The sequence below is a fragment of the Burkholderia sp. Ac-20353 genome, assembly GCF_017104785.1.
In the GTDB taxonomy this organism is placed as follows: domain Bacteria; phylum Pseudomonadota; class Gammaproteobacteria; order Burkholderiales; family Burkholderiaceae; genus Burkholderia.
In genome coordinates this window covers 106,141-128,463 of the sequence record NZ_JAAGPL010000013.1, presented here as the reverse complement: position 1 = coordinate 128,463, position 22,323 = coordinate 106,141, and the positions used below count along the sequence as shown (strand labels likewise).

23 protein-coding genes are annotated in these 22,323 nt (G+C 62.6%); 2 read left to right on the top strand and 21 right to left on the bottom strand.

Going from position 1 to position 22,323, the window contains the following annotated elements; all coding sequences use genetic code 11:
• Positions 1–78 precede the first annotated feature (78 nt).
• From G3N94_RS06755 to G3N94_RS06745, 3 genes are all read right to left on the bottom strand, one after another.
• The gene (locus tag G3N94_RS06755) at positions 79–690 is read right to left on the bottom strand and encodes a UvrD-helicase domain-containing protein (RefSeq protein WP_205791371.1); all 612 of its coding nucleotides are present in this window, start codon (positions 688–690) and stop codon (positions 79–81) included.
• A 3-nt stretch (positions 691–693) separates the two neighbouring features.
• Positions 694–2,412 (bottom strand): AAA family ATPase, encoded by a 1,719-nt coding sequence (locus tag G3N94_RS06750; protein WP_205791369.1) that lies wholly within the window; start codon positions 2,410–2,412, stop codon positions 694–696.
• A gap of 509 nt (positions 2,413–2,921) precedes the next feature.
• Entirely contained in the window at positions 2,922–3,239 is a 318-nt protein-coding gene (locus tag G3N94_RS06745; protein WP_205791366.1) for a helix-turn-helix transcriptional regulator, read from the bottom strand.
• 131 nt (positions 3,240–3,370) lie between these two features.
• Between G3N94_RS06745 and G3N94_RS06740 the strand changes: the two genes are divergently transcribed.
• Both G3N94_RS06740 and G3N94_RS06735 read left to right on the top strand, forming a co-directional pair.
• Complete coding sequence (locus G3N94_RS06740) at positions 3,371–3,901, top strand: hypothetical protein (RefSeq protein ID WP_205791364.1); 531 nt, start codon at positions 3,371–3,373, stop codon at positions 3,899–3,901.
• Positions 3,902–4,098: 197 nt separating this feature from the next.
• The gene (locus G3N94_RS06735) at positions 4,099–4,527 is read left to right on the top strand and encodes a hypothetical protein (RefSeq protein WP_205791363.1); all 429 of its coding nucleotides are present in this window, start codon (positions 4,099–4,101) and stop codon (positions 4,525–4,527) included.
• Positions 4,528–4,787: 260 nt separating this feature from the next.
• On the opposite strand, the gene G3N94_RS06730 is transcribed toward G3N94_RS06735, so the two are convergent.
• The 18 genes from G3N94_RS06730 to G3N94_RS06645 are packed head-to-tail and all read right to left on the bottom strand — an operon-like array spanning position 4,788 to position 22,274.
• On the bottom strand, positions 4,788–5,801 hold the full coding sequence (locus G3N94_RS06730) for a relaxase/mobilization nuclease domain-containing protein (protein WP_205791361.1): 1,014 nt from the start codon (positions 5,799–5,801) through the stop codon (positions 4,788–4,790).
• A gap of 1 nt (position 5,802) precedes the next feature.
• Positions 5,803–6,339: a plasmid stabilization protein gene (locus G3N94_RS06725; protein WP_205791359.1), complete on the bottom strand. Its 537-nt coding sequence runs from the start codon at positions 6,337–6,339 to the stop codon at positions 5,803–5,805.
• A gap of 8 nt (positions 6,340–6,347) precedes the next feature.
• Complete coding sequence (locus G3N94_RS06720) at positions 6,348–7,874, bottom strand: LPD7 domain-containing protein (RefSeq protein ID WP_205791357.1); 1,527 nt, start codon at positions 7,872–7,874, stop codon at positions 6,348–6,350.
• 57 nt (positions 7,875–7,931) lie between these two features.
• Positions 7,932–9,788, bottom strand: a complete 1,857-nt coding sequence (locus G3N94_RS06715) for a PriCT-2 domain-containing protein (RefSeq protein ID WP_205791355.1) — start codon at positions 9,786–9,788, stop codon at positions 7,932–7,934.
• A complete protein-coding gene (locus G3N94_RS06710; protein ID WP_205791353.1) occupies positions 9,785–11,503 on the bottom strand; it encodes a type IV secretory system conjugative DNA transfer family protein in 1,719 nt (572 codons plus the stop codon). The genes G3N94_RS06715 and G3N94_RS06710 overlap by 4 nt, the downstream gene beginning before the upstream one ends.
• Positions 11,500–11,874, bottom strand: coding sequence for a hypothetical protein (locus tag G3N94_RS06705; protein WP_205791351.1), 375 nt, complete (start codon positions 11,872–11,874; stop codon positions 11,500–11,502). The genes G3N94_RS06710 and G3N94_RS06705 overlap by 4 nt, the downstream gene beginning before the upstream one ends.
• 9 nt (positions 11,875–11,883) lie before the next feature.
• Positions 11,884–13,002, bottom strand: coding sequence for a P-type DNA transfer ATPase VirB11 (gene virB11, locus G3N94_RS06700; RefSeq protein ID WP_205791349.1), 1,119 nt, complete (start codon positions 13,000–13,002; stop codon positions 11,884–11,886).
• The gene (virB10, locus tag G3N94_RS06695) at positions 12,999–14,240 is read right to left on the bottom strand and encodes a type IV secretion system protein VirB10 (protein ID WP_205791347.1); all 1,242 of its coding nucleotides are present in this window, start codon (positions 14,238–14,240) and stop codon (positions 12,999–13,001) included. Before virB10 ends, virB11 begins: the two co-directional genes overlap by 4 nt.
• Positions 14,233–15,057 (bottom strand): TrbG/VirB9 family P-type conjugative transfer protein, encoded by an 825-nt coding sequence (locus G3N94_RS06690; protein WP_205791345.1) that lies wholly within the window; start codon positions 15,055–15,057, stop codon positions 14,233–14,235. The genes virB10 and G3N94_RS06690 overlap by 8 nt, the downstream gene beginning before the upstream one ends.
• Positions 15,054–15,758: a type IV secretion system protein gene (locus G3N94_RS06685; protein ID WP_205791343.1), complete on the bottom strand. Its 705-nt coding sequence runs from the start codon at positions 15,756–15,758 to the stop codon at positions 15,054–15,056. The genes G3N94_RS06690 and G3N94_RS06685 overlap by 4 nt, the downstream gene beginning before the upstream one ends.
• Entirely contained in the window at positions 15,755–15,946 is a 192-nt protein-coding gene (locus G3N94_RS06680) for a hypothetical protein (protein ID WP_205791341.1), read from the bottom strand. The genes G3N94_RS06685 and G3N94_RS06680 overlap by 4 nt, the downstream gene beginning before the upstream one ends.
• Before the next feature lie 10 nt (positions 15,947–15,956).
• Entirely contained in the window at positions 15,957–16,652 is a 696-nt protein-coding gene (gene virB5, locus G3N94_RS06675; RefSeq protein ID WP_205791339.1) for a P-type DNA transfer protein VirB5, read from the bottom strand.
• 16 nt (positions 16,653–16,668) lie between these two features.
• On the bottom strand, positions 16,669–17,826 hold the full coding sequence (locus tag G3N94_RS06670) for a type IV secretion system protein (protein ID WP_205791337.1): 1,158 nt from the start codon (positions 17,824–17,826) through the stop codon (positions 16,669–16,671).
• A complete protein-coding gene (locus G3N94_RS06665; RefSeq protein WP_205791335.1) occupies positions 17,823–20,291 on the bottom strand; it encodes a VirB4 family type IV secretion/conjugal transfer ATPase in 2,469 nt (822 codons plus the stop codon). Before G3N94_RS06665 ends, G3N94_RS06670 begins: the two co-directional genes overlap by 4 nt.
• 1 nt (position 20,292) lies before the next feature.
• The gene (locus tag G3N94_RS06660; RefSeq protein WP_205791333.1) at positions 20,293–20,613 is read right to left on the bottom strand and encodes a VirB3 family type IV secretion system protein; all 321 of its coding nucleotides are present in this window, start codon (positions 20,611–20,613) and stop codon (positions 20,293–20,295) included.
• Positions 20,614–20,629: 16 nt separating this feature from the next.
• Positions 20,630–20,971, bottom strand: coding sequence for a TrbC/VirB2 family protein (locus G3N94_RS06655; protein ID WP_205791331.1), 342 nt, complete (start codon positions 20,969–20,971; stop codon positions 20,630–20,632).
• A 50-nt stretch (positions 20,972–21,021) separates the two neighbouring features.
• Positions 21,022–21,696 carry a lytic transglycosylase domain-containing protein gene (locus G3N94_RS06650; RefSeq protein WP_205791328.1) on the bottom strand — a complete coding sequence of 225 codons (675 nt, stop codon included), beginning with the start codon at positions 21,694–21,696 and terminating at the stop codon, positions 21,022–21,024.
• A 2-nt stretch (positions 21,697–21,698) separates the two neighbouring features.
• A complete protein-coding gene (locus G3N94_RS06645; protein WP_205791326.1) occupies positions 21,699–22,274 on the bottom strand; it encodes a hypothetical protein in 576 nt (191 codons plus the stop codon).
• Positions 22,275–22,323: the final 49 nt, after the last annotated feature.

The window sequence follows — 22,323 nt, the reverse complement described above, 5'->3', positions numbered from 1 at the left end:
TGGCGGCAATTGAAGTACCGATGGCGTCGCTTCGTCACCTGGACCAAGGAAACCATCGACGCTGAACTCGCGGAGCTGCTACGCGGCTACGGCTCCGCTTTTCAAACCAGTTTCTCGTGAACACTTATCCTGATATTCGTCGATATAAACGGCACGGTAGCGGGCCTGCAGATATCGCCGGCAAGCGGGGGACTCATCCACGATATGGCAGGCCAGCATGCCGACCGCTTCAAGGGGGATATATCCCTGTGTGAGTGCTGCCCAGAGAAAAGGCAGGAACTGAGGCGTATCGGCAAGGCGCGCATGTTGGATCGGCCGTGATGGCAGAAACGGCGTCAGTGTCTCGGGCAACTCGCCAACCTTGGTCGTGGCCATTTCGGCCGCGACGCGCCTCACATGGCGCGCAAAGGGGCGGATAATCTCGCGCAGGCAAAATTCATCGATCGTGCCGAAGAACGATTGCTTGACATCGAAACCATTCGCCTTGCACCGGTGTTCAAGTTCTTCGCTCGCCTTGTTGGTGAAGGAAATGGCGACGACACCTTGGTAATCGCGCACCTCCGACAGTAACCGACGATTCTTTTGGGTCAGAATGCTCGTCTTGCCGCTGCCAGGGCGGGCGACCACCACCATGTCTTTCGGGAATGTGATCGCATTGTCCTGCTCCTGGGTGGGGGTAAAGGTGGACATGGATCAGGCTTGGGCGGCGACGTTGAGGCAATACTGGAGCGGACGCAGCAGGTCTCCATTTGGCTGTGCCTGGAGTCGAGCACCGCAGTGCAGCAGAAATTCCTGCATCCGAAGGGCTTTCTTGCCCTGCAAATATTCAATGGCGTCCGACACGTTCATGCCATTGAAGCCATTTAGCAGAGCGCCGAGTTCTGAGGCAATGTCATTCTCAAGGTCGACACGCGACAGGAAGACACCATGGGGCGCCACGGCACTAGAAACTCGGGCCCATGTCCCGTCGGCGTGCGACGCGGCCTGATCGTACGGTGGATCGCGATGCTGTAGGGGTGTCTGTCCTGCAAGGTTCAGGGCTCGGTTCATCCCCGCCAGTTGACGTTTGCGTACCCGGGCCGATAGGGAACCTGTCAAGATGTCGGAGATATCGTTGTCCGTGCGCATCGCCCACGGAATTTCCAGCGCGTCTAGAACCCGCTTATATACTTCAAAGGAGACGCCGTCGACCGACAGCAGCGACACATTGCGCTGATCCAGGTCAAAGCCGTGGGCGCGTGCAAGGGCGGCATAGAAGAGCATCTCCGATGGTCCCTCTACGAGCATGACGGCGGACGCGAAAAAAGCCTCTGTGGGCAGAATGCTCATCCGATAGCCAAGGCCTGACCAAGCTTCGTCGATGCAGGCCGAGCAGCCCTTGCTCGCGGCAAGTGTCGCGCCATTTGTACGCAGCAGACGCACGATCGAATCGGGCCGATAGCTGGCGGCGATCTGCGGCGAATGGGAGGTTACGATAGTCTGCCCAGGTAGGGCGCTGATGAGATAGGCAGCGAGCTTGCGTTGCTGATGTGGATGCAAATGCGCCTCGGGTTCCTCGACACAATAAATCACGACCTCGTTTTCCTGGTCATGCTCGAGCACGCTCTTGGCCTTCCACAGGGCCAGCAGGATCTGATTGTTGCGCCCATCTCCTCCCAACATGACGCGTGAACCGTTCGTGCTCGCCCCCAATTCCAGTTGCTCGATGAACTGCTGGATATCAATGGCGCCGGTATCCAGGGCGACGGCATAGCCGGCGTGATGATGCGCCAGAGCTTGCAGTTCCGCGTTGACATCCTGGGTCGCCGCCGACACGTAGTGAAGGTTCTTGATGCCAGCATTGACCGTGTCCAATAACTGTCCCAGGCCCTGCAGAGCATTGGCGTCGGCCTCCGCCTGGGCGGATGTACGGGACTCCTGTGCGAGCCGGAGGAGGTGTCGCTTCTCGGAACGGATATAGCGCAACAGGTCGCGCTGCGAGTGGATGTACTTCAGGTGCAAATACTTCAAATAGAACCGGCTTGGAATTTCCTCGAGAAGCTCCGGTTGCGGGCCGGCAAAGAGCGCATAGGAGAGATCGGCACGTTTGGCGCGGAATTCCAGGAAAAACTGACCACCGGCACTGACGTGGCCCTTGAGTTGGGAGAGAACGGCGTCTTCGGTGACTTCGGAGAATGCGATGCGGATGCGGAAGGAATCCGCCTGCTGGCCCGTCGGGGCGCAGTGAAAGTCGCGTGCGGAAGGCTCAATGTCGGCGTCGGACAGGCTCTTGTCCAGCAGGACCCGAAGCGCGTGGATCATGTTGGTCTTGCCGACGTCATTGCCTCCGATGACCAGGGTGTTCTTGGCAAGATTGATGCGTGCGAGGGCAAAATTGCGGTACTGATATAGCGCGATGTAGTCGATCTTCATGGGTGAGCGGACGAGTAGCGAGTTCCTGCAGTACCAACCCCGGGAGAGCCTCGTGGCCTCTTTCTCCGGTATGACGCATCAAGCAGAATATTCCCGCGGTACAGGGTGCCCGGCGGGACCAAGAGTCTCGTGGGGCAATCATGATCGATCGAGATTGTGGCGTAGATGACAGGTGGTCGTCTGCCCACTGTGACCCATGGGCTCGCGGCATGTACCGTCATCCCGCCGGGAAGGCTTGGATGCTACCGGCAATGCCATCCATGCCAGCCGTCTCCAGTGGGCGAGCCTCAGCCGCGCCCGGGACGTCGGGCGAGGTTGCCAACGCCGGTATGCGTCGCAATTTTACAAAACCGATAGCAAAATAACCCGCCATCATCGCAATGGCGATAGTAGAAAACCGCAATCGACACCAGCAGGGACACGCGCTCCAACGACCGGTCTCGAGTCAAGTCTAAGCTGTCGCCAGATGGCTGCTTCGGGACGCTGGCGATGACCCCGGCCGAGTCCCCCTACTCGGCCGCCCAAGCCTCAGCCTGCAACACGAGTTTGCTGCGCTGTGAATTCGGCAGCCGGCCAAACGCGAAAATCAGGCGAGCCAATTCGAAATCATCTGCGTAAAAGAACGCGACCGGGACACGCAACACTTCCGCGAGACGAACGGCAAAGGTGTACTCCACCTTGTGAATGCCAAGTTCGTAGCGGTTAATGCGTGTACTGGCGACAAAGGGATCCAGCCCCGCCTCGATCCCGAGCTGCTTCTGAGATAGCCCGGACTTCAGGCGAGCCTCCTTTAGCCGCGTTCCAAATACAGATTGCGCAGCAGACATTCATGGTAGCTCGTGGCAAACGAAGCTACGAATATCGTTGCAAAAAGCCTGGTTAGATACTACGATCTTCGTAGTATCCGAGGACTTGGATGAGGAGACTAGACAGCTACGACCGGCCCGAGGCAAGTCCGGTGTCCCATCATCAGGTGCCAGATATGGAACGAATGTCAGTCCCCTTCCCGTCAAGCGAGCGCTACTCGACATTGACTGCGCGGGAATACAGCCGCCTGCAGATGCTCAACGAGGAGCTGAAACGGGCCGAGCACTGGATCACCCAACGCGGCAAGGACATGGTGTTGTCTTATAGTCTTGCCGTCGCTCAGGAGCGTCATGCGGCTGATGGTCGCCTGGATGAAGACGTTGAACTCATTGCGACTTTGGTCTTTCTGGCGAGGGACGATCAACCTCCTTTCGCAACGAGAGACAACCGAATCGTCGCTCAGATTGACATTCCCATCTTGTCCAAATTCGATCGAAATGGAAATTCTTCGCTTTCCGGAATACATACAAAAATTTCTGACGCGCGTCATAACAACCCATGGAGCCAGTTACTCCTGGATCTATATGGCCGCGCCCTACGACAAGACATGTCGAAACTGTTGAGCATCGGGTCACTATGTATCGACGTGATGCTCATCCGCCAGCAGCTTCGTTCCTGGTGAAAAATTTTTCGCCTCGATGAAATAAAATCAACAATAACAACAATACATAAAATATCAATAAATAGGGATCGTTGCATTTACGACATGACCATCTATTATGGTAAAAAGTGACGATCAGCAATTCACCCTTTATGACAGTCCTTTCTGAGCAACCGAACAAGCGATGCAATCGGGCCAAATATCCGGGAGATTATTCCATGGAGATTCTGAAAATTACGATTATCCTTGGCGCAGTTGCTGGAATTGCCAAGGGTATCCAGCTCTTCGGCAGCCACTGCCGGCGTCGGTTCGGCTACAGCTTTTTCACCACGCGTGGATTCTGGCTTGCGGCCATAGGCATCAATCTCCTCTGGTGGGGATACGTCGCGTGGGGCACAGCATTCCTCCATCATGAACCGACGTCGGGTGGCGTGGTCCTCATCGCAATGGGTTTTGCAGCTATCGTCTGGCTGATCTACGAGAACGTCCGGGACACGAACCTGCCGTATGGTGTGGGCGGATCGACGCTCCAACTCGTACTGTTTTTCCCGGTAGCACTGTACGGTATCCCGATTCTCGCGATCACCCTGCTCTTTCTACTCTTCGCGACATTCAAGGCGGGACCAGTGTGGTTTTTCGATCGATGAACGATCCGGGCGGACCTAGGCTACACCCTCTGCCCGCCTCGAAACCAGCAGTCTCCACACCATCCGATCGAGGCCGCCATCAAAATAGCCCCGTCGGATCATCCGCTCTGTGCCAACCGTAGAAGATCAGTTCTCCACGCGGGGCAGTGGACACTGCGCCACCGACCGCGTGCTGCATTTCCACATGCTCAACCATCCCGGCAAATACACTTGCCTCCCATCCACGGCGCGATAGGCACGGCCTTCACGCCCTCCGGACATCAACGCTCCATATCCGGCTTGGCATCCTCTGAGCGGTCTACGGTATTCGGCACCTGGCGCTCCGGCTGCTCGCGTCGGGCATCCTGCTCACGCCCCAGCACAGGCCGGTCTCGTTGCACCGGCATGGATCCAACGAAGTACGCCATTTCAACGGCCATCGCACGATCCTCACGCGTACGCGACCTCGCCATCGCGTAGGCCATCTCCCGCCAGGCGGCGAATACGCCGCCGTGCGCAACCCACCCCGAGTCGCGTTGTGCTTCAGTCGGCAGCGGCTTCCAGTTCCTCGGCGTTTCGCCGCGCGCGATCATATGGACGACGGCCGGCTTCGGATAGCGCTGCGTCACGCCGCGAGCACGCCGAGGCGTCGCATTCGCGTCGACACCGTGCTCCCGCAATTTCTCCGCAAAATGCTCGCGCCAGCGCTGGAGATCCTTGTGGCGCGGATTCAGGCGGCGACCGTCCGGGCCACGCACCTGAACGCTCAGATGCACGTGTGGGTGCGCTTCGTCGTCGTGCGCCGCGAAGACATACGCGCGGCCGTCGCCGAACTCGAGCGTCGCGAAGTCCCGCGCCGCATCGCGCACCGCCTGCCGATCCGTTCCCGGCGGCATCGACAACAGGATGTTGAAAACCTCGCGGCGCGCGCTGGTCTCCGGGATGCCCCACCCGCCGAGCTGCCAGGTCTTTGTGAGATCACGCAGTGCATCCTTGCCGGCAATACGGTCGCCGTTCTGGTCCTCCAGTTCGATCTTGCCGTTACGGGAAATGTAGCGCAGATGCCGACACACTGCACCCATGCCCTGCGCGCTGGCCGCCTTGTTGGTGATCTTGACCATGACCTCCGGGGTGCGCCTGAGCGTGCGAGCGACCTGGGCACGCATGCGGGCGGCGTCGTCCCGAATACCGGCACGGGAAAGCCGCGATGCGCGCGCATGCAGCAACGGCTCCTGAAATAACCGATCGCCCCAATTCACGAGCATCGCGTCAATGTAGATTTTTGGGTAAGGCATGTCAGCGGCTCCATCGATCGAGGTTTGTGCGAATGACGGCCACAGTCGCACGCAGGTGGTCATCAATGTGTTTTCGCATATCTGCCCATTCAGACGTCAGGTCCCGACACGCGAGCTCTGTCCCGCTGGCGCGCGCAAGTTGGCCCAACAAGCGGCTGATCCCGGCCAGCTGCTGACTGGATACAGACAACGCACGCAATTCGTGCTCGCCCAACTGAGGCTCCCGCGTCAATTGCGCACGAACTAGCGACACGATCCAGCGATTACTACTCAGACCCGACGCAGTCGCGCGCTGTTCGACCGCGCTCAGTTCCGCAACGGTCAGCCGGATTTCGATTCGACTGCGCGGCTCCCCGACGACCAGCCGGGGCAGGCCCGGCATGATCGCGCTGGATTCCCCGTCCGCATCGTCGCGGATGGCGATTGCGATCAACTGGCGCACGCCCTCGCCCGCCGTCAAACCGCGGCATGCGCACCAGTCGTCCCAGCGCAACCGGACGGGCCCGAGTTCAACGCACAAACGCTCGCGCACGACCACGATTCACCTCAACGAGTCGGTGACGGGGGTGACGGTTCAGGTGGCGTCCGGTCGATCTCCCGGGCAGGCGTGCGTTCTGGAGCGGGACGCTTACGACGATCCCGGCCCGACGGTGCGTTCGGATCGAATACCTTCGGTGTCGGGACCGGAATGCCCTCGCTCTGGAACGAAACCAGCATGCGTTCAGCACGCTGCTGCACGCGGGCAACGGAACGCTCGCTGAAACCCTGCTCGCGCATGGCTGCCGTCAGCACGGCCAGATGCAATGCCCGTTCGCTTTCCGAATATTGCATGTCACGACGGCGATGCGGCGCCTGCGCGGTAACAGGCTCAGCATGTGAATCGACGGATCGATTCTCGCTACCGACCGGACTGTCGGATTGTGGCGGCGAGACGGAGGTTATCCGGTCCCGCTGCACGACCTCCACCTGCCAGGTATTGCGATAAACGTCTTTCTCCTCTTCGCCGATCACCCTGCCTTCATCATCGAGGATCGGCGCCCGCACGGTGACGAAGCGCTTGCCCAGGTTTTCGAGCGTCACCTGCTGCCCGATCTCCGCATTCGCCTCCCTCACTGCACGCTCGAGATCCACGCCCCACACCACCTGATCGGTTCCCGCCTCGTCGCGAAACACCACGTAGTACGAGTCGCTGCGCGCGGGATTGTGCTGGTACGGAGCGCCACCGTGCTCACGCAGTTCGCCGGCGTATCGCCGAGGGGCGTCGGCGTCGTCGTTTGCTGCGTTCCGGTTCGCTTCCGGGATAGGCGGTTCCGATGCGGGTGCATGGACTGACGAGGATGGTGAGGCTCCGTTGACGGCCGCGCCTGGGTCAACCTGCAGCGCGGACGAAGCCACGGCCCGATCATCCGCGCGACCCTGCGCGCCTGCGGCAGCCGTCGCATCGACCTCCGCCGCCACCTCGATGCGATTGTCCTGCCGCGCCTGTCGGGCATCCGCAAGACGAGCCAGGTCCGCCGCTTTCGGCTCGTAGCCGCTCACATCGATGCCGAGCAGCGTGCCCTGCAGCCACGCCTCGCTGCGGAATGCCTCGTGACCCGACACGCGAACGCGCCGCCACGATTTCGCACGGACCATGTCGATCATCGACTCGACCACGTCCGGCCGGTTGTGCTCGGTGACGAGATACGGCCCCAGATCCTCGAACGCAAGCTGATACGGGGCATCCTTCAGGAAATACTGATTGCCGGCGCGCAGGTAGCGCTTGCGCACGCGTTCGGGCGGCTGGTCGAGCGGCGCACGGCCTCGATCCAACTCGGCCGTCATCCCGACCGGTGATCGGGTATCGACCTGTTGCGGCGTGACCGCATCGTCACGGATCGCCTGATCGCGCAATCTTGTACGGGCAGCATCGAATTCGCGCCGGCGACGAGCGGATACGGCGTCCATCGCAGCCGAGTCCAGCGCGTCCCGACGATCGTCCGACGGCGCTGGGCTGCCACTGTTGCCCGGTACATCCTGTTCGATCACGTTGATGACCGGATCGGCCTCGTGAGCGGAAGTTGTCTGAACCATGTCACCACCTCACATCCTCAAGATCGGCGTTGCACTTGAGCACTACGCTGCCGCGCCTTATCGGTCAGGCGTCGAACCTGCTTCGCGGGACGCATCCTGTTCCCTCGATTTTTCAAGCGCGGCCGCCCGCGCCTCCCGGATACGTGTCCAGGATCTCGCCTGCAACTGATCGAGCATCCCCTCCAAATTCGGGCTGTAATTCAGCTCGCGGGCGGACTTCTTCAGGGAGCCCACTGCGCGTTCCAGCAGCTCCCGCGCACGATCCCACGGATAGACCTTCGCTTGGGCACCGTCGTAACCCACCTGCAACTCGGAACCGTTCAGCCGCGCATTTTCGTCCATCCGTTTCAGGCGCTCGGACACAAATGTCATCTGATCCTTGCGGTGAAATACGACACTGCGCGTCGCGACTTCCTGGATCAGGTAATGCTCCGTGTTGAATACCTCACCGCGATACGGCCCGCCGTTCTCGCGCGGCGTCCCCATCCTGAGCGGAGATCCGAACCGGTGTTCCGCCAGCGCCCTGACCTCGTTGGGAACATCACCCACGCCAAACAACGGCTCGCCGACCGGCGGGCGCGACGACGCAAACCGCGGAGGATCGGTAACCGGAGGGGCCGCAGCCGACGTTGCACTGGGAGGAGGATCCACCGATGGCGGTGCCGAGCCGGATGCGCCGTCCGTTGTCGGCACATCTGGCACGGCCTGTTTCGGCGCACTGCGCTTCGAGGATCGGCGACGCGGTGGGCCTTCCTCGTCGGCCAGCAGCCTTTCCTTGACGTTGCCCATTTTTCCGTCCTCCTCACGCTGATCCACCTCAACCACAGTCATGCCGGATACGGTGGAGACATCCGGTTGACCACCCGCCTTCACAACCGAACGGGCCACAGCGCGCAGGTGTTCGCCGACGGCATCAAAGCCCGACAACACCGCCATATCGCTGAAATCGTTCGGCACCTTGTCGTGGATGCGCGCATCTGCGGCAAACCGTGGCCAAGCCAGATGCGCCTTCGCGTCTTCCGCGGCCCGCCGGGCCGGCGCCTCGCCACTGCCCAGTTCGCCCAGCACGATCAGATCCGCATCGGGATACCGTTCACGCAGGCTCTGCGCCACCTGCCCCAGATTCCCGCTCGAGAGCGCCGCCACCGCGAACCAGTCCGTCGCGCGTGAAGCGGACAATGCCGTCGCCATGCCTTCAGCGATCAGGATCAGTGAAGATGCGTTGGCCGGAACCAGCGTCGGCGCCGTCATCCAGTAGCCGCCCTTCTTCACGCCGCCGGCCAGTGACGATTTCCGCCCGTGTTCGTCGATCAGCTCCAGTGTCCAGATCGGTCCGTTCCAGACGGGCACGATCAGCACGCGCCCCGTCAGCGGTTCTTCCTCGCCGGCCGGCGAATAGCCGAGCAGCGCGCGCAGCTCCAGCGCATCCAGCTCGCGCAGCGTGTCCATCGGCTCAAGGTGCTTGCGCACTAGATACGGATGCTCTGGCCCGACTGGCCTCGCCCACTGCCAGATCGACGTGGCCTCGCGGGCAACAGCCGCATGCCGTGCCTGCCGTTGCGCTTCCTCGCGCTCCCGCTGCGCCAGTACCTCAGGAGACGGTGCGAGTACGGCGGTCATGCGGTCCGGATAATTCGTTCGCTTCAGATCGAAGCCATGCTGGCGCGCATGCCAGAACAGCGTGGCAAGCGTCTTGCCGCCCGACGCGCTGGCTGAGCGCCACGTGGTCCGGGCTGCACGCTCGTTATAGTTGGCAGCCGTTCGGCTCCATGCATCCCAAATTTCAAAACCCTCATCGCCGAATCCGTGCTTGAGCGCAAACGCCATATCAACCCAGGTCTCGTAGTCATCGGCCGGAATCACTGCAAGCGCGGCACGCGCACGGTCCGCATCACCCACATTGGATGTCGTCATTGCAGGACTCCCATCCCTCGCGGGCCGCTTGCGGCTGCACGCCGAGCCGGCTCAACGAAATCGAGTTCCGCCACGTCAAGATCGTCCACGCGCATGTGGCGCCTTGCCTGCACAACCTTGCTGGCTGGCACCCCCAGCAGCATGAAATGCCGTTCCACGTAGGTCACGGCCTCCTCCTCGCTGATGTCGGCAAGGTTCGGCGGCAGGTAACGTGGATCCCACGCCTGCAACACTTCCAGGTACTCGGGCGGCAGATGGATCAGCCCCGCACCGTCCGGATCGATCTCGTCGGGATGCAGATCGCGAAGCCGACGCTCGGCCACCGCACTGAAGTGGGCCAGGTTCATGGACGGTACGGATGGTGCTGCTACTACACGCGACGCAAACTCGGGATCGCGCCAGTAGCAGATCTTGTCGGCCATGATTGGCTTGGTGTTTTCGAGCACGATGATTTCCTTGTCGCGACCGAGTTCCTTGAGTTCCTGCGGCAACAGCAACGGCCGACGCTGCTCCGACACGCTTTCGCTCGATCCACCGCGGCCGCCGAAGAACGTATTCGGGCGGCTCACGCTGCGCGACTGGTCGGTGAACGTGCCGAGCATTTCCGAATACTCGTTTGCATCTTTCTGCTCGCGCGGCGCATAAAGAATCTGCATCGCGTGGTTCGTGATGAAGGTGCGCGCATCGGCTCGCCCGTATACGGATTCAAGTTGCGCGATCGACTGGACGATCGACAGCAAGCGCAGGTTGTAGCCCGCCATATAGGCAACCGCGCGTGCGATGATCTGGATCTTCCCGATCGAAGTCATCTCGTCGAGCAGCACGAGGCACTGGAATTTCAGCGCGGGATCGGCTTCCGGCAACTGCTTCGTATTCAGGTTGACGAGCTGCGAGAACATTAGATTGACAAGCAGCGCCGCCTCCGACAGATGGTCGGGCGTGATGCCGATATAAATAGACATGCGTCGGCGGCGCACATCACGCAGGTCGAAATCGTTCGCGCTCGTCGCCGCATCGACAATCGGATTGGCCCAGATCGTGAGCGGCGCGTTGAAGGTCGCCAGCACACTCGCCAGCACCTTGTCGTCGTTCGACAGAAAGCGATTCAGTGCATCGACGCATGGCCCGGTCAGCAAGTCACGATGCTGTATCAATGCACGCTGCAGGTAGGTCTTGACCGGCATGCCGTTACCCGACGATTGTCGCAGCACTTCGCCCATCGTGATCGGGAAGTCGGGAATCGACGTTCCCTTACCGGCCCGGCGCGCGTCACGCCATTCGCACAGCAGGAGCACGATGCCGAGGAACAGGTTTCTCGCCTGGTCCTTCCAGAAATCGTCGTGACCGCCCGGCGGATAAAGGGCGTAGCCGATCGCAAGGATCTCGCCCACCCGAAACAGGCCGTCCGAGATTGCCGACAGCGGGTTGTAGCGATGCGTGCGGCCGTCTTCGGCAAACGGATTGAACAGATACACATCCTGCCCGTGCGCGCGCCGGAAGCCGGCCGTTGCAGCGAAATTCTCCTGCTTGATGTCCAGCACCACGACCGAATCAGGAAAACTGAGCAGATTCGGAATCACGATGCCGACACCCTTGCCCGAGCGGGCGGGCGCCGCGAGCAGCACGAACTGCTGACCGGCAAAGCGCAGGTAGCGCCCGCGCCATACGCCTACGACAATTGCGGGTGGGGTATCGAGGTGCGTGCTCATCGTCATAGCAACCCCGCCTGACGGATTTCCGACTCGCTCGCAAAGCGCGCGCTGCCATAGAGGCGGCGTCGGTTCGAGCTCGACCATAGCGCGTGCAAGCCAAAGACCGGGCCACCAAAGGACAGGAGCACGCCAAAGAGCGCCGCCGCCGCGAGCTTGCGACCGACGTTCGGAATCACGCCGTTTCGCCACGCCAGCGCAGCATCGAGCCAACCCCACAGTCCCGCGTGCAGCGGATTGATCTGCAGGCTTGCATACAGGAAGAGCGACGCGAGCCAGAGCGACGCTGCCAGTCCACCAATGAGGCAAGCCAGCATGGCCAACGTCACTGCGGCCGTCCGAGTATGCTGAAGCAAAGGAGAAGACGGATGATTCATGGCCGCTCCCTACACGAACGCGGTGCGCGCCTTGCGCACCGGATCGAACCAGACTTCCGTCATGCCCCAGTGCTTGCCGGTCTGCTCGCCCGCTGCGTTGAAGACCGGGCGCGCGTCCATGTGCGCGACGACATCGATGGTCAGAAACAGCAGCCGCTTGAGCGCGGCATCGTCCCAGGCAGCGGCCTCGGGATGCTCCTTCGCCATCAGCGCGAAACGTTCGATTGCGACGGTCGCGTTGGGCGCGTGGTAGCTCGTAATTGAACCCGCGTGCCCGGTCGTCAGGAGCTTCAGAAAGTCGTAAGCTTCGGCACCGCGCAGCTCGGCCAGCAGAACACGATCCGGACGCATGCGCATCGTGCTCGCGATCAGATCAGCGGGTGTCACGCGCGCCTGGCCGTGCCCGCCCTTGCTGTACAGCAGGTGCACGCAGTTCTCGATATGCCGGATAAACAGTTCGCGGACGTCCTCGATCGTCACGATCCGCTCCGTGGCCGGAATTGAGCGACAGAGGGTCTTCATGAAACTGGTCTTGCCAGACCCCGTATTGCCGACGACCGCAATGTTGAGCCGGCCCGTGACCGCGCCGTCGAAGAACGCGCCCCAGTCGCGCTCTTCCAGGCATCGGATAAGCTTGCGGTTTTCGGTTCGCAACGTGGGTAAGGCTGAATCGAGCCCATCCGGACGGTGCCATACCGTGTCGTCGAACAGCCCCTCGTCACGGTATGCATCGAGGGTCTTCTCGCGTGCGGAGGGGCGGCGGATCGTCACCGACACCGTTCGCGACGGCACGACCGGCGGCACCACGATCTGGATGCGCGCATCCCCCGGCAGCAACGCCGACAGAATCGGATGCTGTGCCGATACTTCCTGGTTGGTCAGCGTAGCCACCGCTACGGCGAATGACATGAGCCGGTCGAAATCGAGATCACCGCAATCGTGGCCGTGCCAACCGAGCGAGTTCTCGGTCAGAACGCGCTGCGGTCGGTTGATCACCAGTTCCGTCACGCCGGGATCGTCAAGCAGCGGCGCGAACGGTCGCATCAGTTCGCGTACCGACGCGTCGTCGGGCAGCCGGGCCAGCACCGGGTCGCGGGAGGCATCCGACAGGTGCGCATGAGGCGTCATCGCGTGCTCTCCGGCTGCAGCGCATACACCGATCCGAAGTCCAGATCACGCGCAATCACAATCGTGAACTCCGCGCCCTGGTTTTGCGTCAGCGTCGGCGGGATATTGATCGTGCTGTCGAGGACGCGCGTGGCCATGTCGTTGCCCTGCTGCTGCGTGCTCTGGAACACCACCGATCCGTTGGTGTTACCGCCGCGTGTCGACAGGTAGCCGATCGCGTCCTCGGTAATGCCAAGCAGCATCGCCGCGCCGATGCGCTGGGGCCAGTGGTTGTCCACGTAGCCGTCGATGCCCATACGGCCGAGCGCATCGGCCGCGGGGGAGTCGATCTCGACCGTGACGCCGAGAGGCGTCTTGATACGGGCCGACAGCACGAACACCCGCTTCTGGCCCGGCGACAAGTTCGAGCGATACTGGCTGTTGATCTGCGAACCACGTTCAATCAGCAAGACGCTGCCATCGTCGGAATACACGTTCTTCGTCACCGTGCAGGTCGAGATACCGGCCTCGGTCGAATCGAAGGCCGTATCGCCCACGCAGTCGATCTTGGCACCCAGCGCGAGCACCAAACTCCGGTTGCCCAGCGTCCCGGCCTGCACGCGCGGCGTGACGGTCGGCGTCAGCGCCTGGGCGAGCGCGCCGCCCGCCTGCCCCGGCCCTTGGGCTGAAGCCCCCGCACCACGGCTCACGGCGGCTGCATCCGATGAAGCCGCACCTGCAATCCCCACCGCCTCCAGGGTGCCTGGCGATCCACCCGCAAGTTCTGACCCGTTGCCGGTCGCCAGCAATGGTGCGTCGTAATAGCTGCGAGACGCCACGGCATGCATGGTGCGAGCAGATGCAGCAGCAGCCGTACCCGACGCCGGCGTGGAATGAGCTGCAACCGCGCTCGTGGGTACCGGGGCCGAGGCCGGACTACCAGCCGCCGACGCAGGCAGATCCTTGAACACGCGGCCTTGGGCAGACGTATCGGCTACCGAATCGCGCCGCGCCTTCGCCTCAGCATCGTGGCGCGCGAGGAAACCATGCACGGTCCAGACTGCACCGGCACCGATGACCAACACGATCACAACCGGCGTCACCCACCAAGCGCACGGACGGGCGCCGCGGTATTGGCCCAGCGCCGGCATACCGCGATCCGCAGAAGCACCCGACGCCCCCTCGTTTTGGCCACGTCCAGCCTGCGAGCCGGAAGCATCGTCCGGCTCGATCACATTGCGTGGGGTATCGTCATTCATCGCCGTGGCTCCGCAGAACGCGCTTCACCCCGTTGACCGTCGTGCCGTCATGGGGCGGCACGCCGCCCATGTCATAAGCGTCGTTCCAGATTCCAACGACCTCGCCCGCGAGCCGCAGCACGAAACGTTTCGCGACCTCGTGCACGACGATCGTGTCGCCTTCGATGTGCTTGTCGACCACGCTTTCCGTGCCGTCGTCGGCTACCCGGAAAATCGCCGGCATGCGTCGATTGTTCGGGATGTGCAGGTAGGTAAAGCGGCCGTCGTCCCATGCCGCAATCGGCGCGATGTCGTCGGAGTTCGGCATGACCTGCATCGAATACCGCGCGTTACGCACGGCCGGCGGCTGCGCAAGGCGCTTCGCGACCAGCACCGCATCCGACTCCCCATGAGCCTGCTTCTCCAGCTCAACCGGATAAACGAAGGACACGCGGTACATCACACGGTCGTTGCCGAACTTCGACTTGAGCGGGAGCACCACCAGATCGAAGCTGTAGCTGCGCCGGTCGGTGCGAATCTCGAGGTTCGAGTCGTGCGCGGCGAGTTGCGGCTTCAGGTACACGTCGTGATCGCCCTTGTTCGCGACCACCTGCCAGCCGTCCCGGTCTCCGGGCGCGACGACCTGGATGTGCTCGTGCGGATCGAGCGCGATGTGCGTGGCAAAGCCGCGCTGAGCCTCGATGCGCACCACCTCGTCCGCGCGATAGATCACCTGGCGAACGCGTGAGTCGTCGTTCCATCCGGGCAGATCGGACGCGTGAGCCATACCCGAGAACAGCAGGCTCGCCAGCGCGATACCAAAGGGAAGCGTTTTCATGGCGTGCCTCCCTCAGCCGCGGCGGACGCCGGCGGCGTATATTCCGCGTCACGGCTATAGGCCGTGACCTTGAAGCCGAATGGATTGGCAATGGCCACGCTTTCACGCGTGAACACGGGTGGCCGGTAGGTATAGGCCAGCGTGATCACGAAACGCTGTGTGGGCTCGGCATGGGCCTCGCCGTTCCTGAACGACGTACGCCCGACATGCACGACCGCATGACCGGGTTCGTCGGGCGGCAGCGTGACCGAAAGAATCCGGATGCGCCGCTCGACACCGGGTCCCAACTGTCGGTCGAGCGCATCGGAACCGCTATAGATGCCGCGGTAATCGCGTGCGACGACGTCATCGCTCATGGCGAGCACACTGTCGTAGTCCATCTGCAGCAGCCCCCAGTCGTAGCGCTCGCGTGCGCGCACGTAGGTCTCGACCCAGTGTTTGTCCTGGATCTCCTTCGTATGCACATGGCGCGCGTCGAGCACGTCAATCACCTGGGATTCGCCAGTCAGACGATCAACCTCAATGGGCAACGGCACCACGCGATAGAACGGCACCATCACCGCAAGCGCCGTGGTGCTGAGCACGGCGACGCCAATCGCCGCGTAGGCGACATGCCACGCGCGCCGTTCAGAGCGCTCCTGCAGGTGGGTCAGCGACGCCTCGATGTCGAGCACGCGGCCATAATCGTGCGACGCGCTCATAACCGCTCTCCGGCATCCGGAGAAGCGGGCTGGTCCGGAGCAGCCGGCACATGAGGCACAGGCGGCACGCGGTTGACCGGCACACGATGCAGGCCGTCCGGCAACACGGGCTTCGGCGGCCCGCTGCTGCAGGCGGCCAGGCTCCAGGTGAGGCACCCGGCCAGCGTCAGGGAGGTCAGCATGGACATGGTGATCTCCTCAGTTTCCGAACACCGCCGGAACCATCTGGTCCTGCAGCCGGTTGGTCTTGCCCGCCCGGCTCAGCACCAATTCGCTCAGTTGCTCGGCGACGAGCTTGTCCTCGGCGTCAGCCAGCATCCGGAAAAGCTGCAGCTTGGTCATCTCGTTGCCGACCGCCGCGGTTTCGGTCTGGATACGCGCCTGCAACTCCGCGACGCCCTTCGGATCCTGAGTCACGTCGATCTGCTGCATCAGGCTCTGGATCTGGTTCAGTTCCTGCAGCTCGGTCTGGTACGCCTGCAGGCCGAACGCCTTGTCCTGATACGGCTTGTTGAGCGCGCGCTGACACACCTGCTGGTTGATCCCAGTCTGGTCCTCACAGTTGTAGATCTGGCTCGTTGAGCGCAACGCCTGCGCGCTGCCCGTCAGGCCCGCATAGCCGCCGTTCTGGACCGCCGTATAGACGCTCTGCCAGTTTGACGGCAGCGAATTGGCGACGACCGGATTACTCAGAAGCGTGCCGAAGCCACGCGTGCCCACCGTCGACTGGTAGATCTGGATTTCCTGCTGCACTTCCTGCTTGAGCTGGCCAACCGTGGCAATGGCCTGCAGCACGTTCTGCGCGTCATAGACCGGGATACCCTGTGCCTGAGCTCCGGCGCACCATGCCGCCCACACAAGTGCGGCACTCATCCATCTGCTTCGTCCGTTCATGGCCACCACCTCCTCTTCAACTGCCCTGCTGGCCCAGATTCGCGCGTGCGGCGCGCTGGTAAGCCGGCGCCGTAGCGCCGCCCGATCCACCACCTGAACCCGTCCGGTCGTGAATCTCGCCACCGGGCCGTGGCCCTCGTCCGTTGCGGCTGAACGCCCGTCCGATCGCCGTTACGAGGCTTCGCGACGCCATGCCGGCCACAAACGCCCCGAAGCCCGACAGGGTTGCGCCGCCAGACAGGCCCGCCGCAACGGACGGCAGTTGCCAGCCGACCATCGCGAGGAACGCGCCGGTCGCAAAGAGGCCAATCGCGGCAGCCGCCGCAGCAGCATCGTCAAGAGAGGCAGAAATGGCTTGCACCAGGGCCGACGCATCGGCACGGGGTGGACTGCCCGTCGCATGAAACGAAGTGAGATCGGCCGAAAATGCCGTGAGCGCCATGCCGAGGAAGGCGGCAACAAGAACCTGCAGCAACGCGTAATTGACGACCTTCGCGGTCCACGCCTCGAAAAAGCGCGCGGTCGGCGCGAACGCCGCGCAGGCAATGAAGATCGGGCCGAGCCCGAGCACGAGATCGAGCAGCATGCGCGCCATCACGACCTCGAAGGCCAGGACAATCAGGAAGATCGAGCCGCCGAGCGCGGCGATCAGGCCGCACAGGAAATCGCCAATGGCGGCGGCCACGCCGCTCGGGCTGATTCCCTCGTGCGTCGCCTTGTCGAAGTAGGCGTCCATCACGAGATCGATCTGCTGGTCGTAGCAGTCGAGCGTCTGGTAGATGCTGGTCGCGGTGCCCTGTCCCGTTACGCTGCCGCCGTTGACCGCGCCGCACCCTGGATTGCCACCACCCGTCGTGTTCGCCGCGTTCTGAATCGTCTGGGCGAGCCCCGACGTCGCACCATCGACAGCGGTCACGACCTGCTGCTGGTAGATCCCAGCGCTCAGCGCGAATGCCAGCGTGATCGCCACCTTCAGCCCTCGCCAGGCAAAAGCCGGCACCGCCTCGTGCGCTTCGCCACGCACCACCGCGAGACCGTAGGCCATCACCCAGATCGTGACGGCCGTGGTGACGACAGGCGCGAGCGCGCCGGAAAGCGCCGACGACACGTTCGTGACGTAGGTCGACATGCCGTTCTCGAGCGTGCCGCCCACGGCGGTAAAGAGGCCGCTCATCGCGCACCTCCCGAGCCCGGCAATGGAGACGGGCGCACACTGACCTGGGCCGCCCGCCGCTTCGCCAGTTGCTCATGGAAGACGGGCAACCAGTCTCGCGGGGCATCGCCGACCTGCGCGCGGATCGTGTCGAGCAGTTCCACGTTGTCGGTCGTGCCGGACAGCACGTCGAGCACGTCGCCAAGACTCGCGAGATCGAGCCGGCCGATGGCCGAGCGATGGCCCTGCTTGACGAGGAACAGGCGGCTGTTCTCGCCGAGGTTTCGCACGATGTTGAATTCGGCCTCGGTCAGCTTGAAGCCATGCACATAATCGTCGTAGTCGGCACGCGGATTCGGCAGGAAGAAGAACGTGGCGCTCTGCTCGATCAGCGCACTCGCGATGTCACTGCGCAGCACATCCGCCGGTGACTGGGTATCGAAAATCCCGAGCCCGTTCTGCTTGCGGATCGTCTTCTGCTTGTTTTTCGCAAAATCCGTGAAGACCGGATCGCCCAGGCGCTTCCAGAATTCGGTCATCACATAGATGAAACGCCGCCCGTCGATCAGGTTCTCGGTCCGATGCAGCAGGTACATCGTGACCGGCGTCGACACTTCGGTATCGTCCAGCAGTTCGGTATCGTCGAAACCGAAGAGGTTCGAGTGCGCCAGATCGATATGGTCGGCCGGGTTGTCGAGCACCCAGCCGAGCCGCCCTCCCGCGCACCATTTGGCAAGCCGCGCATGCAGGCTGTTCTCGCCCACATTCGGCAGGAGCTGCCGTACCATCGACAGGCGACGCAAGGGCTTGTCCATGCGCGCGACCTCGCGCACGGCGCGCGAGATGTCGAGCTCGTCCTTCGCGGACAGCGGCTCACCGATGTCGACGAGTTTGCGCACGAGCCGCTCCCAGAAGTCGATCACGAGCTCGCCCGGTGCCATCTGGAACGGATTCAGCCCGGTTGGCTCGCCGCGGCGGAACACGGTATAGGTGCCGCCCATCGCACGGATCGCGATCTCCGTGCCGCGATCCTTGTCGAACAGCACAGCCGTGATGCCATACTTCGTCGCCATCGCCAGCAGGAACAGTTCGAGGACCGTCTTGCCCGCGCCGGCCCGGCCGATGATCTGGGTATTGGCGAGCGCCTTCTCGTCGAGCGAGTCCTGCTTGTCCGGCGTCGCGTGGAAGTTCAGATAGAGCGGCTGGCCGCTGGGTGTCTTGACGATCGTGATCGCCTCGCCCCATGGATTGCCGTCGCGCTTGCCGGTTGCGAAGTTGTGCAGGCTTGACAGGCCGCAGAAGTTGCGGGACGTGAGCTTGGCTTCGCGCGGCCGGTAGCGCCAGTTACCCGGTAGCTGCGCGAACCAGGCTGCATCGGCAACGAGATCGATCAGCGCTGCCTGGAAGCCGGCATCGGCCAGGTGGGTGCGGGCCTTCGCGATGCTTCGGGACACCTCGTCCAGCGTATCCCCGAGCACGGCCAGCGAATAGTGGTATTCGCCGAGGACGAAATCGCCATTGATCAGGTCATCGAGCGCCCGGTCGATCGCCTCGACCTGGGACACGGCGACATCCTCGCCCGCTATGAGCTGGTTGCGCTGCCGCTCCAGCGCCTGCTTTGCCGTGGGCTTGTCGAGGATCGTGAAGCTCTGCGTCTCGATATACTCGAAGTTGCCATACAGCAGGCCGTTGAGCATGCCCGGCTCGGTGTCTTCCGGATAATCCTTGAGGTCGAGCATCGCGGCGAAGCGGGTCGCCGCCGGCATGCGAATCTCGACCTTCTCGGCCCCGACGAAGAGGCGCGAGGTCGGCAGTGCCTCTCGAATCGGGCCAGCAGGCACCGGTTCGCGCTCCCAGACCGCATTGACCAAATAGCCGAGCAGTTCCAGTGCCGACGAATAGCGGCGCGGTGTCGGGATAAATGGACTTTGCCGGGTATAGACGCCAAGCTCGACCGGATCGTAGGGTTTGAGACTCGATTCAACCTGGGCAGCAAGCTCCGCCATCACCTTCAGCGCGTCGAGCTGGTCGCGCCGAATGTCGTCGCGCGTGCGGCGTGCAGCGCGGCTAAAGACGCGCCCCAGCCGGGTGCGGTTTGGCCGGTAGACCATCGTGAGGTACAGCTCGTTGGCCATCATCCGGTAGCCGGAAAAACTCGCGTAATAGCGGGTGGCTAGCTCCTCGCAGAAGCGGTTGCGGTACTGCGTCGAGAAGTGATCCGATACGCGCCGGCGCAGGCGATGCGACCAAAGCGCCACATGCCCGCCCGCGAGCCCGCGCACGAACTGGTTGAACCCATCATGCCGCGCGAGGATGTCGGCGGGATCTGCTGCCTCGAATGCAATGCCGGCGACCTTCCAGATCTGCAGGTAGTCGCCTTCGCGTGTCTTGATGACGTGGTCGGTCACGTGCGCCGAGTACGGGATATAGCTCGCAAGCGGCACCTCCCGGTTCGCGACGGACACAAGTTGCGGTTCGGCCGGCATCTCACGCCCTCCTCTTCAGGCAGACCGACACGTAGGCGTGCGCGCCCCAAAACCGGCGGTTTCGCTGACGCAGCCTCATGCGAAGGCGCAACGCATACTGCGCGAGGCGCTGGTCGTCGTGTCGCGTAATCACGCGCATCGCGACGAATACCGGAATCATTAGAACGAGGATGGCGACGCCTACCGGAGGACTCGCGAGCAGCGCCCAGACGGCCGGAATCAGCATGCCGCCGCCGATCATCAGGAACGGCACGAGCGGTACACCCCACAGCATCGCGGGACGGGTGCAGCCCTTGAAGACGGTATCCTTGAGCGAGTTCATGATTCGGCTCTCGAAATCAGCTCGTCGGGATTAACATCCCGGCGATCACCGTCGCACAGCCGACGAAGAGCCCGCCGATAAAGACATTCGCGATATCGCCGAAGCGCGCGTGCTGGAACATCATCCGGAAACCCGCCCAGATGATCGAGATCGAGCAAATGACGCCGCCTACGCCAAGCAGCGTCGTCTGGATCGTGTTCAGCAGCGTATTGACCTGGGAGAGCTGCGCCCATGCCGAGGTCGCGAACATCAGGGTCGAAGCGGAGATAGCGATTGCCCGCGCCGCCTTTCGGTCGAACAGAAGTCGCGTCGCCCATACATCGAATTTCCACGATTTAAAATGTAATCCTAAATACATGATCTTCTCCAGTTCGATCGATCGCTATCTGCTTTGGTCAAAACGGTTAGTTAGAACACCACTGCACTACTTTCCTGTTCGCGCTGCTGCTCCGTGGTTGGTGATGTGGCAGTCACGCCATCACCATCCTGTCGTAATGGCTGTCGAATCACATATCTGAAGCGCGGTGAGCGAGTCAATGTCGCGGAATCGATCGGCACGACCGGGATGGGTGTGATCGCCGGCACAGTCGGTGCCGATGGCGACCATGCCGCCGCGTTGTCCACGACGCGCTGTACGTACCCCGTCCGGTAGCCGGTCGAGAAGTTGCCGCTCGCATAGCAAGACAGGCTCGCGCGCAGCGCAGTCTGCGCATCAGCCTGAGAATCGGCCTCTGCATGGAACCGCCTGTTCCGGGCCGCAGTGAAGCAGCCTTGCAGGATCGCGGCGCCCGCCGCCAGATTGCGGCACGGCTCGCATGCGTTCTCAGTGGTCAGGCCATAGGCCGACCAGTTCGCGCGATTCACCTGTGCGAGTCCGACGCTGAAGTTCCAGCCACTCGCGTCCAACGCGCGCATCGTTGCCATCGCTTCGGCGACACTCGATGGTTGCCGCCGCAGCCGACCATGCACCACGCCGATCGCATAGGGATTGAACCCAGACTCGGTGCGCACGATCGCTGCCATGGTGATCGGAGCGATCTGCGGTGCACATTGCTGCGCGAGCGTCATGAAGTCGAGGGGCATGATCAATTCCCCCCACCAAAGCGATCGGCCTGCTGTTCCATACGCCGCAGCAAAAGCGCTGCCGACCGCGCCGGATCATAGGGCACCGGCGTGCCGCCTGCGCCGTAGAATTCGGTGATCGTTGGCCCATGTCCGCCGACGTCCCACCAGACGCGGGTATAGAGCTGGTTGTTGATCTCGACGTTGATTGCACCGGTTGCACGGCACAGCAGCTCGCTTTGCTCCGGACCGCCCCAGTACAGCAAGTCCTCGCGGCAATAGCCACCGCTGGCGAAAGTGTTGGTTACGGACGTGCCCTGCGAGCCACCTGCACCGAAATCGCATGTCGGAAACGGATCGCCGTGACGCAGCGCGCGCCACAGTTTTTCGATCGGCGGCACGCACTCGCCGTACTGCTCGGGACCGCCGGGGTTGGGCAGACAGAGCATGACCTGGCAGCCCCAGTCGTCCGCATGTGCCTCACCCCGTGTGAAGACTGAGGCGCCGGCGAGTAGTACCAGCGCAATCGACCAACGCCGCGCAATACTGCGCATCACGCGCAGTTCACGACACCAGAGAACGACTCGATCCATCTTCATGTCCCACCTTCCGTCGATCCGATCCATCAAGCACCGAGATACCGGAACG

Coding starts and splice junctions, on each gene's coding strand:
- G3N94_RS06660 (WP_205791333.1), bottom strand. CDS start 20,613: ATGAACTCGCTCAAGGATACCGTCTTCAAGGGCTGCACCCGTCCCGCG.
- G3N94_RS06710 (WP_205791353.1), bottom strand. CDS start 11,503: ATGACGATGAGCACGCACCTCGATACCCCACCCGCAATTGTCGTAGGC.
- G3N94_RS06745 (WP_205791366.1), bottom strand. CDS start 3,239: ATGTCTGCTGCGCAATCTGTATTTGGAACGCGGCTAAAGGAGGCTCGC.
- G3N94_RS06685 (WP_205791343.1), bottom strand. CDS start 15,758: ATGAGCGCGTCGCACGATTATGGCCGCGTGCTCGACATCGAGGCGTCG.
- virB11 (WP_205791349.1), bottom strand. CDS start 13,002: ATGACGCCTCATGCGCACCTGTCGGATGCCTCCCGCGACCCGGTGCTG.
- G3N94_RS06705 (WP_205791351.1), bottom strand. CDS start 11,874: ATGAATCATCCGTCTTCTCCTTTGCTTCAGCATACTCGGACGGCCGCA.
- G3N94_RS06655 (WP_205791331.1), bottom strand. CDS start 20,971: ATGTATTTAGGATTACATTTTAAATCGTGGAAATTCGATGTATGGGCG.
- G3N94_RS06715 (WP_205791355.1), bottom strand. CDS start 9,788: ATGACGACATCCAATGTGGGTGATGCGGACCGTGCGCGTGCCGCGCTT.
- G3N94_RS06670 (WP_205791337.1), bottom strand. CDS start 17,826: ATGAGCGGCCTCTTTACCGCCGTGGGCGGCACGCTCGAGAACGGCATG.
- G3N94_RS06650 (WP_205791328.1), bottom strand. CDS start 21,696: ATGCCCCTCGACTTCATGACGCTCGCGCAGCAATGTGCACCGCAGATC.
- virB5 (WP_205791339.1), bottom strand. CDS start 16,652: ATGAACGGACGAAGCAGATGGATGAGTGCCGCACTTGTGTGGGCGGCA.
- G3N94_RS06645 (WP_205791326.1), bottom strand. CDS start 22,274: ATGAAGATGGATCGAGTCGTTCTCTGGTGTCGTGAACTGCGCGTGATG.
- G3N94_RS06750 (WP_205791369.1), bottom strand. CDS start 2,412: ATGAAGATCGACTACATCGCGCTATATCAGTACCGCAATTTTGCCCTC.
- G3N94_RS06730 (WP_205791361.1), bottom strand. CDS start 5,801: ATGCCTTACCCAAAAATCTACATTGACGCGATGCTCGTGAATTGGGGC.
- G3N94_RS06755 (WP_205791371.1), bottom strand. CDS start 690: ATGTCCACCTTTACCCCCACCCAGGAGCAGGACAATGCGATCACATTC.
- G3N94_RS06690 (WP_205791345.1), bottom strand. CDS start 15,057: ATGAAAACGCTTCCCTTTGGTATCGCGCTGGCGAGCCTGCTGTTCTCG.
- G3N94_RS06720 (WP_205791357.1), bottom strand. CDS start 7,874: ATGGTTCAGACAACTTCCGCTCACGAGGCCGATCCGGTCATCAACGTG.
- G3N94_RS06735 (WP_205791363.1), top strand. CDS start 4,099: ATGGAGATTCTGAAAATTACGATTATCCTTGGCGCAGTTGCTGGAATT.
- virB10 (WP_205791347.1), bottom strand. CDS start 14,240: ATGAATGACGATACCCCACGCAATGTGATCGAGCCGGACGATGCTTCC.
- G3N94_RS06665 (WP_205791335.1), bottom strand. CDS start 20,291: ATGCCGGCCGAACCGCAACTTGTGTCCGTCGCGAACCGGGAGGTGCCG.
- G3N94_RS06680 (WP_205791341.1), bottom strand. CDS start 15,946: ATGTCCATGCTGACCTCCCTGACGCTGGCCGGGTGCCTCACCTGGAGC.